The organism is Streptomyces sp. NBC_00726 (assembly GCF_045161735.1).
Lineage (GTDB): Bacteria > Actinomycetota > Actinomycetes > Streptomycetales > Streptomycetaceae > Streptomyces.
Genome location: NZ_CP108983.1, coordinates 2,841,131 through 2,854,516, shown reverse-complemented (window position 1 = coordinate 2,854,516; position 13,386 = coordinate 2,841,131). Strand labels below are relative to the sequence as shown.

General features: G+C 71.6%; 12 protein-coding genes. 4 read left to right on the top strand and 8 right to left on the bottom strand.

Annotation, left to right across the window (positions count from 1 at the left end; translation table 11 throughout):
- Nucleotides 1-41: 41 nt before the first annotated feature.
- Both OG338_RS12630 and OG338_RS12625 read left to right on the top strand, forming a co-directional pair.
- Nucleotides 42-1,286 (top strand): PQQ-binding-like beta-propeller repeat protein, encoded by a 1,245-nt coding sequence (locus tag OG338_RS12630; RefSeq protein WP_405937431.1) that lies wholly within the window; start codon nucleotides 42-44, stop codon nucleotides 1,284-1,286.
- A 420-nt stretch (nucleotides 1,287-1,706) separates the two neighbouring features.
- Nucleotides 1,707-2,432 (top strand): M23 family metallopeptidase, encoded by a 726-nt coding sequence (locus OG338_RS12625; RefSeq protein WP_405937430.1) that lies wholly within the window; start codon nucleotides 1,707-1,709, stop codon nucleotides 2,430-2,432.
- Between the two features lie 45 nt (nucleotides 2,433-2,477).
- Here the strand turns inward: OG338_RS12625 and OG338_RS12620 are convergent, their stop codons facing one another.
- Nucleotides 2,478-3,062 carry a TetR/AcrR family transcriptional regulator gene (locus OG338_RS12620; protein ID WP_405937429.1) on the bottom strand — a complete coding sequence of 195 codons (585 nt, stop codon included), beginning with the start codon at nucleotides 3,060-3,062 and terminating at the stop codon, nucleotides 2,478-2,480.
- 124 nt (nucleotides 3,063-3,186) lie between these two features.
- Here OG338_RS12620 and OG338_RS12615 point away from each other — a divergent pair, with 124 nt between their 5' ends.
- Nucleotides 3,187-4,770 carry an MDR family MFS transporter gene (locus OG338_RS12615; RefSeq protein WP_405937428.1) on the top strand — a complete coding sequence of 528 codons (1,584 nt, stop codon included), beginning with the start codon at nucleotides 3,187-3,189 and terminating at the stop codon, nucleotides 4,768-4,770.
- Between the two features lie 79 nt (nucleotides 4,771-4,849).
- Here OG338_RS12615 and cseC read toward each other — a convergent pair whose 3' ends face one another.
- The 5 genes from cseC to OG338_RS12590 all read right to left on the bottom strand — a co-directional run bounded on the left by cseC (nucleotide 4,850) and on the right by OG338_RS12590 (nucleotide 9,423).
- On the bottom strand, nucleotides 4,850-6,205 hold the full coding sequence (cseC, locus tag OG338_RS12610; protein ID WP_405937427.1) for a two-component system sensor histidine kinase CseC: 1,356 nt from the start codon (nucleotides 6,203-6,205) through the stop codon (nucleotides 4,850-4,852).
- A complete protein-coding gene (gene cseB, locus OG338_RS12605) occupies nucleotides 6,202-6,906 on the bottom strand; it encodes a two-component system response regulator CseB (protein WP_405937426.1) in 705 nt (234 codons plus the stop codon). Before cseB ends, cseC begins: the two co-directional genes overlap by 4 nt.
- A gap of 10 nt (nucleotides 6,907-6,916) precedes the next feature.
- Nucleotides 6,917-7,642 carry a hypothetical protein gene (locus OG338_RS12600; RefSeq protein ID WP_405937425.1) on the bottom strand — a complete coding sequence of 242 codons (726 nt, stop codon included), beginning with the start codon at nucleotides 7,640-7,642 and terminating at the stop codon, nucleotides 6,917-6,919.
- Nucleotides 7,630-8,178, bottom strand: a complete 549-nt coding sequence (locus tag OG338_RS12595; RefSeq protein WP_405940402.1) for a SigE family RNA polymerase sigma factor — start codon at nucleotides 8,176-8,178, stop codon at nucleotides 7,630-7,632. Before OG338_RS12595 ends, OG338_RS12600 begins: the two co-directional genes overlap by 13 nt.
- Nucleotides 8,179-8,520: 342 nt before the next feature.
- The gene (locus OG338_RS12590) at nucleotides 8,521-9,423 is read right to left on the bottom strand and encodes an A/G-specific adenine glycosylase (protein ID WP_405937424.1); all 903 of its coding nucleotides are present in this window, start codon (nucleotides 9,421-9,423) and stop codon (nucleotides 8,521-8,523) included.
- Nucleotides 9,424-9,755: 332 nt separating this feature from the next.
- On the opposite strand from OG338_RS12590, the gene OG338_RS12585 reads away from it, so the two are divergent.
- The gene (locus OG338_RS12585) at nucleotides 9,756-10,523 is read left to right on the top strand and encodes a hypothetical protein (protein ID WP_405940401.1); all 768 of its coding nucleotides are present in this window, start codon (nucleotides 9,756-9,758) and stop codon (nucleotides 10,521-10,523) included.
- Between the two features lie 51 nt (nucleotides 10,524-10,574).
- On the opposite strand, the gene disA is transcribed toward OG338_RS12585, so the two are convergent.
- Together disA and radA are read right to left on the bottom strand one after the other, a co-directional pair.
- The gene (gene disA / locus OG338_RS12580; RefSeq protein WP_026171409.1) at nucleotides 10,575-11,699 is read right to left on the bottom strand and encodes a DNA integrity scanning diadenylate cyclase DisA; all 1,125 of its coding nucleotides are present in this window, start codon (nucleotides 11,697-11,699) and stop codon (nucleotides 10,575-10,577) included.
- A 146-nt stretch (nucleotides 11,700-11,845) separates the two neighbouring features.
- Complete coding sequence (gene radA / locus OG338_RS12575; protein ID WP_405937423.1) at nucleotides 11,846-13,258, bottom strand: DNA repair protein RadA; 1,413 nt, start codon at nucleotides 13,256-13,258, stop codon at nucleotides 11,846-11,848.
- Nucleotides 13,259-13,386: the final 128 nt, after the last annotated feature.

The window sequence follows — 13,386 nt, the reverse complement described above, 5'->3', positions numbered from 1 at the left end:
GTGGGGCTTTTCGATTGCGAACGAGGGCCCGGAATCGCGTAATGAACGAGGGGGACGGGCACGCCATGGGCAGAGCCGATGTGTCGCGCAGGCGGATGTTCAAGCTGGCCGGAGCCGGGGCGGGGCTGGCCCTGCTGGGTGCCGGGACCGCGGCCTGCGGCCCGGTCGAGGAGCCGGCCGAGGGCGGCGGCTCCGGTTCGCCGGAGCCGGGGGAGTCCGGCAAGCCCGGGGGCGATGTCGCCCGGCCGGGCGGGAAGCCGAAGCCGGCCTGGCAGCACACCACCACGTACGACGGGCTGGCCTGGATATCCGCGGTCGCCGTGGTCGACGACGTGGTGCTGGTCTCCGGCGACCCGTTGGTGGCCCGCGACCTGGCCACCGGCAAGGAGATCTGGTCGCGCGCCGAGGTGACGACCCCGGGCGCGAGCATGCTGATCGGGAACGGGACGCTCTATCTGGCCAGCGCCCACTACGACGGCAACATCATCGGGCTCGACCCCAGGACCGGCAAGGACACCTGGCGCAGCCGGCTCGGCGACAAGGAGTACTCCCAGCCCCGGGTCATCGCCGCCGACGCCGGCCATGTCTATGTCGTCGCCGGAATCCTGGACAAGGACTTCCGCACTCCGGACAACGTGATCGCCGCGATCGACACCTCCTCGGGCAAGGTCGTCTGGCGCGAGCAGCGCGACCACGGCACCGAGGCCAACGGCCTCACCGCGCGGGTCTCCGGCAAGCGCCTCGTCTACACCGACTTCCGCGAGAACCTCACGGTCCGCGACACCGCGACCGGCCACCAGGTCTGGACGAAGAAGATCGGCCGCAGCAGCAACCGCGGCTTCGAGGTCCACGAGGGCCTGGTCATCATCGCGACCGGTGAGCGGATGCGCGCCTTCGACCTGGAGACGGGCGCCGAGCGCTGGTCCTTCGCGACGGAGAAGTACAGCCGGTTCAACGACCCGGCCGTGCTGGACGGCGTCCTCTACGCCTCGGACACCGTCCACGCCCTGTGGGCGGTCGATCCGGCGACCGGGAAGCGCCACTGGCACAACCCGGAGAGCCTGGACATCGACGCCCCCTGGCAGTTCGCCAAGGTGGGCGGCGTCCTCTACGGGGCCACCCAGTTCGACAAGAAGGGCGGCATCCACGCCTTCGACCCGGCCGACGGCAAGCTGCTCTGGACGTACAACGACGGCTCCGGCGACCTCGACCGCTGGTATCTGGCCGCGGGCGCCGAGCGGCTGGTCGCCGTGCATGCCAAGAAGGTGACCGCGCTGCCCGTGTGACAGCGAGCGGCACCGGGCCGAAGGTCCCGAAACGGACGGCCTTCGGTCCCACCGCCGGTGACAAGGCGCACAGGCCGTTCCGGGCCTACTAGCCGCCTTAGGAGCAACGGGCCCGATCCGTCGGGGGCCTTTCGGCCCTGCGGCGGACGGGCCCTCGGCGTATGCGGAGGCGTATGCCCGCACAGAGGGCGTATGTCCGGTTAGAGCGGTTTGGAACTGGGCCTAAACCTGTTCCGGGGAGGCCGTCCGAGGGTCTTCCGGAGGGGGCCGGGCGGGGGTCCGCCGGGCGAATTCCCAGGGTGCTTTCTACGGCTTTTGATCGTAGATGGGGTGTTTGAGCACCGGCGGGGGTGCGGGTTACCAAGGTATGGCCAGCCCGGCACACCGCCGGGTCCAGTCATCTCCGGAGGATTTCCGCTTATGTCGAAGCGCGTTACGTTCCAGTCCCGCCGCCCGTCCGTGTCCCGTGTCCGTGGCGCCGTGGTGGCAGCCGGCCTGGGGACGTCGATGGTTCTCGGTGCGGGTGCTGCGTTCGCGGCCGGCACTGCGGACGCCCCCCAGGCCCCGGCCCTGGTCTCCTCGGCCACCGCCGACTCGGTCGCCCAGCAGGCGACCGCGCAGGGCAAGGCCGCGGCCAAGCACGCGGCCGAGAAGAAGGCCGACGCGGCGAAGAAGAAGGAGGCCGCGAAGAAGAAGGCCGCGGCCAAGAAGAAGGCCATCGCCAAGCTTCCGTGGGAGGCCCCGGTCAGCAAGTACGAGCTGAGCGCGAGCTTCGGCAACGACGGCAGCCGCTGGGCGCACAAGCACTCCGGCCAGGACTTCGCCGTGCCGATCGGCACCAAGGTCGAGGCCGCCCACAGCGGCACGATCGTGAAGGCCGGCCCGAACGGCGGCGGCGACGGCCCCGCGTACGGCAACGCCATCGTGATCTCGCACGGCAACGGTGTGTACTCGCAGTACGCGCACCTGTCCAAGATCGACGTGCACATCGGCCAGCACGTGAAGAAGGGCGAGAAGATCGCCCTGTCCGGCAACACCGGCAACTCCAGCGGCCCGCACCTGCACTTCGAGATCCGGACCACCCCGAACTACGGTTCGGCGGTCAACCCGGTCAACTTCCTGCACAAGCACGGCATCACCGTCTGATCCGCCCCGTGCCCCCGGCCCCCCGGCCCCTGCCCCCGAGCAGGGCTACCGGGGGGTTTCCGGTTCGTGGGCCCGGGTGACCAGCTCGACGGCGACTTCGAGGGCGGCCTTGCGCTTCTCCTCGGGGTCGCCTTCGACGTCCTTGAGGGCGAGCATCCCGGCGTGCAGGGTGAAGAGCGCGCTGAAGCACCGCACCTGGTCGGTGAGCGGGGCGTCGGGCTCCTTGATCAGGTCGACCAGGCCCAGGACCCGGTGCTTGATGGTCTCGCCGATGCTCAGATCGCGTACCGTCGCCTGGTTCTCCTGCATGAAGCGGAAGAGCGGGGCCGCATGCGCCATCGCGTCGCTGTAGCGGTGCAGGATCTCCGTCTTCGTCTCCAGGGTGCGCGGCTGCTCCTCGCCCCAGGCGATCAGCTCCTCGATCGGCCGGTTCAGGTCGTCGAAGATGCTGACGAGGATGTCTTCCTTCGTCTTGAAGTGGTAGTAGAGCGCCGCCTTGGTGACGTCCAGCTTCTCGGCGATCTCCCGGAGCGAGGTCTTCTCGTACCCCTGCTCGGCGAAGAGCTCCAGGGCGACGTCCTGGATGCGCTGGCGCGTATTGCCCCGGCGCGGCTGCGGCGTGCTGCCCATGGTGCTCTCCCAAATAAACTTACTTGACGCCCGGCTAGTTACGGGTCTACCTTCCTCCAGTGTAAGCAACTAGCCGGGCGGCAAGTAAGGGCCCGGTGGCAGGGTGACCGGGGAGTTGGGGAAGATGGCGGATCTGATCAAGACGGCGGACGGGAAGGCGGACGGCCCACCGGCCACCAAGGCGGAGCCACCGGCTCCGCCGCAGCGCAGCGTCCGGGTGGTGGTGCTCGCCCTGATGATCGCCATGCTCCTCGCGATGCTCGACAACCTGATCGTCGGCACCGCGATGCCGACGATCGTCGGCGACCTCGGCGGCCTCGCACACCTCTCGTGGGTCGTCACGGCCTACACCCTGGCCACCGCCGCCTCCACGCCCATCTGGGGCAAGCTCGGCGACATGTACGGACGCAAGGGCATCTTCCTCACGTCCATCGTGATCTTCCTGATCGGCTCGGTCCTCAGCGGCATGGCCCAGGACATGGGCCAGCTCATCGGCTTCCGGGCCGTCCAGGGCCTCGGCGCCGGCGGTCTGATGGTCGGCGTCATGGCGATCATCGGCGACCTCGTGCCGCCCCGCGAGCGCGGCAAGTACCAGGGCATGATGGCCGGCGTGATGGCCATCGCCATGATCGGCGGACCGCTGGTCGGCGGCACCATCACCGACCACCTCGGCTGGCGCTGGAGCTTCTACATCAACCTGCCGCTCGGCGCCGTCGCACTGATCATGATCACCGCGGTGCTGCACCTGCCCCAGCGGGAGCGGACCAAGCGGAACGTCGACTACCTCGGCGCCGCGCTGCTCACCACCGGCATCACCGTGATCGTGCTGGTCACCACCTGGGGCGGTTCCGAGTACGACTGGAACTCCGCGGTCATCATGGAGCTCATCGCGATCGGCGTCGCCGCGCTGGCCGGCTTCCTCTTCGTGGAGACGAAGGCCGCCGAGCCGATGATCCCGCTCCACATCTTCCGCAACCGCAACTTCACGCTCATGTCCGTGGTCGGCTTCATGGCCGGGTTCGTGATGTTCGGCGCGGTGCTGTTCCTGCCGCTCTACCAGCAGTCCGTGCAGCACGCCTCCGCGACCAACTCGGGGCTGCTGCTCCTGCCGATGCTGCTGTCCATGATGGTCGTCTCGCTCATCGCGGGCCGGGTCACCACCAGCACCGGCAAGTACAAGGTCTTCCCCATCGTGGGCTCGGTCCTCATGGTCGTCGGCCTCTTCCTGCTCGCGCAGATGGACACCGGCACCAGCCGCTTCACCTCCGGGGTCTACATGGCGGTGCTCGGCGCCGGCATGGGCTTCCTGATGCAGATCACCATGCTCGTCGCGCAGAACAGCGTCGAGCTGAAGGACATGGGCGTCGCCTCCTCCTCGACCACCCTGTTCCGTACGCTCGGCAGCTCCTTCGGCGTCGCCATCATGGGCGCGCTGTTCACCGGCAAGGTCCAGGACGAGATGGCGGCCCACGGCGGCGGCGCGGCCACCGCGCACTCCGCTCAGCTGGACGCGGCGAGCCTGGCCAAGCTGCCGGCGCAGGTACGCGAGGCGTACGAGTTCGCGGTGTCGTCCGGCACCCACATCGCCTTCCTCGTCGGCGCGTCCGTCGGCCTGGTCGCGGTCGTCGCCTCCCTGTTCGTCAAGGAGGTCCCGCTGAGGGGCGCGGGCCCCGAGGCCAAGCCCGCCCCGGCGGTCGCGGAGATCTGACCGGACACGGAGATCCGGCCGGACACGGCTGTACGCAGAGGGCCCCGGGACACACGTCCCGGGGCCCTCGCCCGTTTTTTCAGACCCGCTTCCCGCTCTCCGGCTCCGCCGGACCCCGCTGCTCCGCGAACTGGAGCATCGGATAGCTGCCCGTGGCCGTCGGCGCGTGCTCCGGCAGCCACAGCACCGCGACCGCCCCGCCGCTGCCCTCCGCCGCACCCTCCGGCGCCGCGTTCCGGAAGGTCAGCCGGGCCCCGAGCACCCGGGCCTGGCCCGCCGCGATCGTCAGCCCGAGCCCGTGCCCGTGCCCGGCCCGGTCGGTCGACCCGGTACGGAACCGGCTCGGCCCCTCCCGCAGCAGCGCCGCCGGGAAACCGGGCCCGTGGTCGCGGACCCGGACCACCCGGCCCTCGACCGTGACCTGCACCGGGGTCGACCCGTGCTTGGCCGCGTTGCCCAGCAGATTGCCGAGGATGCGCTCCAGGCGGCGCGGGTCCGTGTTGACCCAGGAGTCGTGGACGACCTGCACCCGGACCTCCGGGTCCAGCAGCGCCACCCGCCGGCCGACGAATTCGCCGAGCGCGATCTCCTGGAGCTCGGCCCGCTCCGACGCGCTGTCCAGCCGGGCCACCTCAAGCACGTCCTCGACCAGCGTGCGCATCGCCTGGGCCCGGTCGCGTACCAGCTCCGTCGGGCGGCCCGGCGGCAGCAGCTCGGCCGCCGTCAGCAGCCCGGTCACCGGCGTACGCAGCTCGTGCGCGATGTCCGCGGTGACCCGGCGCTCCGCCTCGATCCGCCCGTTCAGCGCGTCCGTCAGCGCGTCCACCGCACCGGCCAGCTCGTCCGTCTCGTCGCGCACGACACCGCCGACCGCGTCCCTGACCCGGACGTCCGTATTGCCCTGGGCGACCTTCCCGGCCGCGGTGGCCGCCTTGCGCAGCCGGCGCGAGAGCTGGCCGCCGATCAGCACGCCCAGCGCGGAGCCGCCGAGGACCACCGAGACCGAACCGATGATCAGGGCCCGGTCCAGATCGCCCATGATCGTGGTCGAGCGGTCCGCGAACCGGGTGTGCAGCGACAGCACGTTCCCGTTGCCCACCGGGACGGCCGCCCAGACGTCGGGCACCCCGCCGGAGTCGTCCACATGCGTGGCGCGGCGGTTGCGCCGGACCTCCTCGCGCAGGCTCTGCGGCATCGTCGGATCGTTGAGCTTCGCCCCGAACCGGGGATCGGCCTTCTTCGTCTTCTTCGCCTCGTACAGCAGCTGCGCGTAGGTCAGCCGCTCCAGCTGCACCTCGCGGGCGTTCTCCAGCATCGAGACACGGGCCGCGTTGTGCACCACCAGGCTCAGCGCGATCGCGATCAGCGCGCCGACCGCCGCGATCGCGATGCTGATCTTCCAGCGGACGCCCGTCCGCAGGGCGGGCCGCTTCATGCCCGGAGCTTGTAGCCGAAGCCGCGGACCGTCTCGATCCGGTCCTGGCCGATCTTGGTGCGCAGCCGCTGCACATGGACGTCCACGACCCGGGTGTCCCCGCCCCAGCCGTAGTCCCAGACCCGTTCGAGCAGCTTGTCGCGGGAGAGCACGGTGCCGGGCGCCGAGGAGAATTCCAGGAGCAGCCGCATCTCGGTCGGCGTCAGACCCACCTGCGCCCCGCCCCTGCGGACCTCCATGCCCTCGGTGTCGACCTCCAGGTCCCCGAAGACCAGCACCCCGCCGACGGCCTCCGGCTCCGGCTGCCCGCCGCCGGCCAGGCCGCCCGACGCATGGCCGAAGCGGCGCAGCACCGCCCTGATCCGGGCCACCAGGACCGCCCCGTCGAACGGCTTGGTGACGTAGTCGTCCGCGCCCGCCTCCAGGCCGAGGACCACGTCGATCGAGTCGGCCCGCGCCGACAGCATGATCACCGGGACCGTCGACTCGTCCCGGATGCGGCGGCACAGGCTGACGCCGTCCAGACCGGGGACCATGACGTCGAGCAGCGCGATGTCGGGCCGGTCCGCCCGGAAGGCTTCGAGGCCGGTCAGCCCGTCGGGCACCGCGGTGACCGCGAAGCCGTCCCGCTCCAGCGCGAGCTGGGTGGCCTCGCGGATGACGTCGTCGTCCTCGACGAACAGCACATGGGTCTCGGCCATCGGAAAGCTCTCAGTTCCTGGGCGGTTCCGAGGGCTCGGGCAGCTCCCCGTCGCCCGCGCCCACGGCTCGGTTGAAGTCGTTGCGCACCCGGTCCTCCTCGTTGAACCGGCCGTTCGCCCAGTGGTACGTGATCACCTCGTCGCCCGAGGGATAGGCGACCGAGTCCTTCTTCTCGTACACCTGGGTCGTCACGACCAGGTCGCCCCGGTCGATGGTGCCGTAGACGGCGGGCTGCTCGACGGCGAAGACGTTCTCGTACGTGCCGTTGGCGCGCGGCCGGTACACATAGGTGCCGACGCCCACCGAGTCGCCGCAGGTCATCACGTTGACCACGACGTCGGCGGACGGGCCGCCGGTGATTTTGCCGTACGAGGTGTCCACCGGATACTCATCGCCGCTGCACGCCTTCAGGTCCATCCGGACCCGCCCGCTCACCTTCGGGTCCGCCTTCAGCAGCGCCACCGCGTCCACCCGGGGCGCGGGCTGCGCGGTGGCGGCGGCCGGTGTGCTCGGGGTGACCTGGACGACCGGCTCGGCGCCCGCCGGGCCCTCGTCCCGGGTGCCCGTGCCGCCGGTCGAGCAGCTGACGGCGAACAGCCCGAAGGCGGCGAGCCCGGCCAGTGCCGCACTGCTCGCCGCCCAGCCGGTCAGCAGGCGTCTGCTGACGCCCGCCCGCTCCCCGCCCGTCGTGCCGGTGACCGTGTCGTCGTCACCGCTGCCTGTCAGGCCGCGCACCGCTCCCGCCCCCGCTCCTCGGCGACCCGGGCCTCCCGGCTCGCCGCTTCCCTGTTCTCCAGCTCCTGGCGCAGTCGTGCCAGCGCACGGTGCAGCGTGCTCTTCACCGTACCGGCCGACATGCCGAGCGCCGCGGCCGTCTCCTCCGTGCTCATCTGCTCCCAGTGTCGCAGGACGACGACACTGCGCTGCTTGGGAGCGAGCACCCCGAGGATGTCCATCAGCAGGGCGCGGTCGGCGCGCTGCTCGGTGCCGTCCTCGACGCTGGCGTCGGGCAGCTGCTCGGTGGGCACCTCGTCCAGCTTGCGCGCCCGCCACCACTCGGTGCGGGTGTTGATCATGACGCGGCGCAGATAGGCGTCGGCGAGGGACTTGTCCTCGATGCGGTCCCAGCGGCCGTAGGTCCGGGCCAGCGCGGTCTGGAGCAGGTCCTGTGCGTCCACCGGGTCCGGGACGAGCCGGCGCGCACTGCGCAGCAGCGCCTCCTGCCGGGTCCGTACGTACTCCTCGAAGCCGAGCACCTCGCCCTGCGCCATCACAACCGCCTCCATCCCCGTGAATCCCCGTGGACCGCTCGAACCGCTGTCCGCCGGTGGTCGTTCCGGCTGACGTCGAAGACGCTACGGAGCGGTTGTCACGAGGCTGTGCGGGGCAGCCGTACGCGGACGCACGGCTGTCCATCGGTTGTGTAACAGCGCGGGGAGGAGACCGGACAAAGACCCCCGCGCCGGACGCGCGAAGGGCCCGCCCGCCCCGTCATTGTCACGGGACGGACGGGCCCTGCCCACCGTTGTTACGAAGACGGACGGCCGCTGTTACGCGGATGGGACGGCCCGGTCCGGCGGGGTTACGCGGATGGGGCGGCCCGGCCCGGTCCGTCAGGTCAGCGGCAGCCGGTAGCGGCCGCCGGCCAGCGGCTCGACCAGCCCGTCGGCGACCAGCCCGTCCAGCGACCTGGCCCGCTGCACCGGCTCGTCCCACACCGCGTCGAGCGCCGCCTGAGGCACCGGACCGACCGCGTCCCGCAGCACCGCGAGGAGCCTGCCGCGCACCTGCCGGTCCGTGCCGGCGTAGGTCTGGCCCCGGCGCGGCGGCCCCTGGTGCGCGGGCTTCCCGGCCAGCCGCCAGGCGCACTGCTCCGCGATCGGGCAGCGCGAGCAGTCCTCGTTCTTCGCGGTGCAGACGAGGGCGCCCAGCTCCATCGTGGCCGCCGCCCAGCGGGCCGCCCGCTCGTCCTCGTCGGGCAGCAGCTCCCGGGCGAGCCGGCGTTCGGCGGCGGTCGTCGCGTTCGGCGGGTACTGGATGCCGGTCGCGGCCCGTGCGAAGACCCGGCGGACGTTCGTGTCGAGGACGGCGTGACGCTGCCGGTACGCGAACGAGGCCACGGCCGCCGCCGTGTACTCGCCGATGCCGGGCAGGGCGAGGAGCTGGGCATGCTCACTCGGTACGTCTCCGCCATGGCGTTCCGTTATCGCCTGCGCGGCCCCGTGCAGGCGCAGCGCCCGGCGCGGGTAGCCGAGCCGGCCCCAGGCGCGGACCGCCTCGCCGGGCGGCTCGGCCGCCAGGTCGGCGGGGCGCGGCCAGCGGGCGAGCCACTGCTCGTACACCGGGAGGACCCGGCTGACGGGGGTCTGCTGGAGCATGAACTCGCTCACCATCACGCCCCAGGCACCCGCTTCGGGGCGGCGCCAGGGCAGATCGCGGGCGTGCTGGTCGAACCAGCCGATCACGGGGGTGTGGAGGGCGGCGGGGGGCGTCTGTGTCGCAGTCGTGGCAGTCATCGCACCATCGATCCTGACACGGCGTTCCGGTATGAGGCCCACGCCCCGCGAGCCGTTGCGGCAACTGGCCGATGGGCCGTTTCCCGGCCGCCCCGGCACACGTGCGATGCGTAAACGTTTCGTCGCTCAGCGTGAAACCAGGCGCCTCCGATGCTCGAACTGCCCCTCGCAGGATGATGATCCGCAAAACTTGGGGATCAAGGCGGCGGGTGGGGCGGGAGTTGGGCCGGATCTCTCGTACAGTTTGCGCCGTGGGATCTCTGCGCAATCCGATCGGTCCGCTACCCTCCACCATCTACTGGCGACGGAGGGCGGTCGCGGCGGCCCTGATCGTGCTGATCGCGCTCCTGATCGCATGGGCCGTCACCTCCGGTGGCGGCAACGGGGATCACCACGACGACTCCAAGCCACCCGGCTCCGGCCCTGCGGGCTCGATCACACCCGGACCCTCCGGTTCCGGCCCCGCGATCACCGAACAGCCCGGCGGGGGCGGTGATTCGGGCGGCTCCGGTGGCAGCAGCGGTGACCAGGACGGCAGTTCGGGCGGCGGCTCCGCCGGTACGGGCGGCAGCTCGGGTTCCTCGGACGCCAACGGCGGCGGCCAGGACACCGGTTCGGGTTCCGCTTCCGGTTCCACCAGCTCCGGTACGGGCGAAGGGGCGCAGGCCGCGCGCCCGGTCCCGGCCGGCTCCTCGCTCGCCGACTGCGCCGCGGGCGCGATCCGGATCGGTCTGAAGACCGAACTCAGCTACGCCCCCGACGAGAAGCCGAAGTTCCGGCTGTTCGTCACGAACAACTCGTCCACCGCCTGCAAGGCCGACTTCGGGCCGAAGAGCGCGGTGCTCACCGTCACCGAGGCGGGCGGGGACGACGACGAGGTGTGGTCGTCCAAGGACTGCCCGCGCAACCCGAAGCCCGTCCTGATCGAGGTGCCCGCCGGGAAGACCGTCGTGCACACCGTGGAGTGGGACCGCGACCGCAGCGCCCCCAAGTGCGCGACGCCGCCCTCGGGCAAGGCCGGGCCGGGCACGTACCTGGTGGAGGCCAAGGCGCCGGGGCAGCCCGTGCAGCGCGCCTCGTTCGTCCTCGCGAAGGACTGAGCGCGGGCGGGCGGCCCGCCCCGGGGGGAGTGCCGGGGGAGTGCCGGGGGCTTACACGTACCGTTCGAGGATGGACGACTCGGCCAGCCGGGACAGGCCCTCGCGCACGCTGCGCGCCCGGGCCTCGCCGACCCCGTCGACCGTCTGGAGGTCGTCCACGCTCGCCGCGAGCAGCTTCTGAAGTCCGCCGAAGTGCTCCACGAGCCGGTCGATGATCGCGCCGGGCAGCCGCGGCACCTTCGCCAGCAGCCGGAAACCGCGCGGCGACACCGCGGAGTCCAGCGTCTCGGGCGAGCCGCTGTAGCCCAGCGCCCGCGCCACCACCGGGAGTTCGAGCAGCTCGGTGTGGGTCAGCGAGTCCAGCTCGGTCAGCGCCTCCGCCACCGTGCGCGAACGCTTCGCGGTCGGCTCCGGCACATAGTCCCGCACGACCAGCTCGCGCTCCGGCTCCACGCCCGCGATCAGCTCGTCCAGCTGGAGCGACAGCAGCCGCCCGTCGGTGCCGAGCTCCACCACGTACTCCGCGATCTCCGTCGCGATCCGGCGCACCATCTCCAGGCGCTGGGCCACCGCCGTCACGTCCCGGACGGTCACCAGGTCCTCGATCTCCAGCGCGGAGAGCGTCCCGGCGACCTCGTCCAGCCGCAGCTTGTACCGCTCCAGGGTGGCGAGGGCCTGGTTGGCGCGGGACAGGATCGCCGCCGACTCCTCCAGGACCCGCCGCTCCCCGTTCACGTACAGCGCGATCAGGCGCATCGACTGGGAGACCGAGACGACCGGGAAATTGCACTGCTTGGAGACCCGGTCCGCCGTGCGGTGCCGGGTGCCGGTCTCCTCGGTGGGGATCGACGCGTCCGGGACCAGCTGCACCCCGGCGCGCAGGATCTTCGTCATGTCCTTGTCGAGGATCAGGGCGCCGTCCAGCTTGGCCAGCTCCCGCAGCCGGGTCGCGGTGAACTCCACGTCCAGCACGAAGCCGCCGGTGCACATCGACTCGACGGTCTTGTCCATGCCGAGCACGATCAGACCCCCGGTGTTGCCGCGGAGGATGCGCTCCAGGCCGTCCCGCAGGGCCATTCCGGGCGCGACGGCGCTCAACGAGGCGCGCATCAGCGCCTCGTTGCCCGTGGTTTGGCCGGACTTTCCGGGCGATGCTGCCCGGTCGCTGGCTGCCACTGCACTCCTCCGGTCACAGGTTTGCGGTGCCCTCGTGGCCTGTCGCTATGGAGCAGGCCCAATTCAATCGAAGGACCCAGGGGGTGTCTGACGCACCCCGTGGTCCCTCGTACCGTTCGTACGGACGGGCGAGACCAGGGCAAAGTCTACCGGCGTGCGTCGTCCTCCCGGGGGGCCTGTGCGCGGGTCCGGCGCGGGAGCGCCCTGAGCGCGTCGCCCATGTCGGCCACCTCCGTCACCTTCATACCGGCCGGGACCTTGCCCGGATCGGTCGGGACCAGGGCGTGCGTGAACCCCAGGCGGTGCGCCTCGGCCAGCCGGCGCTGCACCCCCGTGACCCGTCTGACCTCGCCCGCGAGGCCCACCTCGCCGATCGCCACCAGGTTCTTCGGCAGCGGTGTGTCGCTCGCCGCGCTCGCCAGCGCCAGCGCGATCGCCAGGTCGGCGGCCGGCTCGGACAGCTTCACCCCGCCCACCGTCGCGCTGTAGATGTCCCGCTTGCCCAGCGAGCTGATCCGGCCGCGCTGCTCCAGGACCGCGAGCATCATCGAAACCCGGGAGGTCTCCAGACCCGACGTGGTCCGCCGGGGGGACGGGATCTGCGAGTCCACCGTCAGCGCCTGCACCTCCGCGACCAGCGGCCGCTTGCCCTCCAGGGTCACGGTCAGGCAGGTGCCCGGCACCGGCTCGTCGCGCCGGGTGAGGAACAGGCCGGACGGATCGGCGAGCCCGGTGATCCCCTCGTCGTGCAGCTCGAAGCAGCCGACCTCGTCGGTCGCCCCGTACCGGTTCTTGACGCCGCGCACCAGGCGCAGCCGGGCATGGCGGTCGCCCTCGAACGACAGCACCACGTCCACCAGGTGCTCCAGGAGCCGGGGCCCGGCGATCGCGCCCTCCTTGGTGACATGGCCCACGAGCAGCGTCGACATCCCGCGCTCCTTGGAGGCCCGGATCAGCGCCCCGGCCACCTCGCGGACCTGCGCCATCCCGCCCGGCGCGCCCTCGATCTCCGGCGAGGCCACGGTCTGCACCGAGTCCAGGATCAGCAGCGAGGGCTTCACCGCGTCGAGATGGGCGAGCACCGCCGACAGATCGGTCTCCGCCGCCAGATACAGATGGTCGCTGATCGCATGGATGCGGTCGGCCCGCATCCGGACCTGGGAGGCGGACTCCTCGCCCGTCACATACAGCGTGCGGTGCTCGTCGGTCGCCGCCTTCGCCGCGACGTCCAGCAGCAGCGTGGACTTCCCGACGCCCGGCTCGCCCGCGAGCAGCACCACGGCCCCGGGCACCAGACCGCCGCCCAGCACCCGGTCCAGCTCGCTCACCCCGGTCGGCCGGGCGGTGGCCTGCCGGCTGTCCACCTGGCCGATGGGCAGCGCGGCGGTGGAGACCCGCCCCGCGGCCGTGGTCCGGACGGCGGGGGCGCCGCCGAACTCCTCGACCGTCCCCCACGCCTGGCACTCGGGGCAGCGGCCGAGCCACTTCGCGGTGGTCCAGCCGCATTCGGTGCAGCGGTAGGACGGCCGGTCCTTCGCGGATTTCGTACGGGCAGCCATGGCGCCACCGTATCGGTGGGGTCTGACAGCGCGGCCGGGAACGCCCGCCCCTTATCGCGCCATACGTTCACCCGTAAGGGTTAAATCCACGCAAGCGGCGCGAGCGGGTGAGGCGCCGCGCCTACGGT

Excerpts from the sequence above, each read along its gene's own strand:
- OG338_RS12630 (WP_405937431.1), top strand. The coding sequence starts at position 42 with ATGAACGAGGGGGACGGGCACGCCATGGGCAGAGCCGATGTGTCGCGC.
- OG338_RS12625 (WP_405937430.1), top strand. The coding sequence starts at position 1,707 with ATGTCGAAGCGCGTTACGTTCCAGTCCCGCCGCCCGTCCGTGTCCCGT.
- OG338_RS12620 (WP_405937429.1), bottom strand. The coding sequence starts at position 3,062 with ATGGGCAGCACGCCGCAGCCGCGCCGGGGCAATACGCGCCAGCGCATC.
- OG338_RS12615 (WP_405937428.1), top strand. The coding sequence starts at position 3,187 with ATGGCGGATCTGATCAAGACGGCGGACGGGAAGGCGGACGGCCCACCG.
- cseC (WP_405937427.1), bottom strand. The coding sequence starts at position 6,205 with ATGAAGCGGCCCGCCCTGCGGACGGGCGTCCGCTGGAAGATCAGCATC.
- cseB (WP_405937426.1), bottom strand. The coding sequence starts at position 6,906 with ATGGCCGAGACCCATGTGCTGTTCGTCGAGGACGACGACGTCATCCGC.
- OG338_RS12595 (WP_405940402.1), bottom strand. The coding sequence starts at position 8,178 with ATGGCGCAGGGCGAGGTGCTCGGCTTCGAGGAGTACGTACGGACCCGG.
- OG338_RS12590 (WP_405937424.1), bottom strand. The coding sequence starts at position 9,423 with ATGACTGCCACGACTGCGACACAGACGCCCCCCGCCGCCCTCCACACC.
- radA (WP_405937423.1), bottom strand. The coding sequence starts at position 13,258 with ATGGCTGCCCGTACGAAATCCGCGAAGGACCGGCCGTCCTACCGCTGC.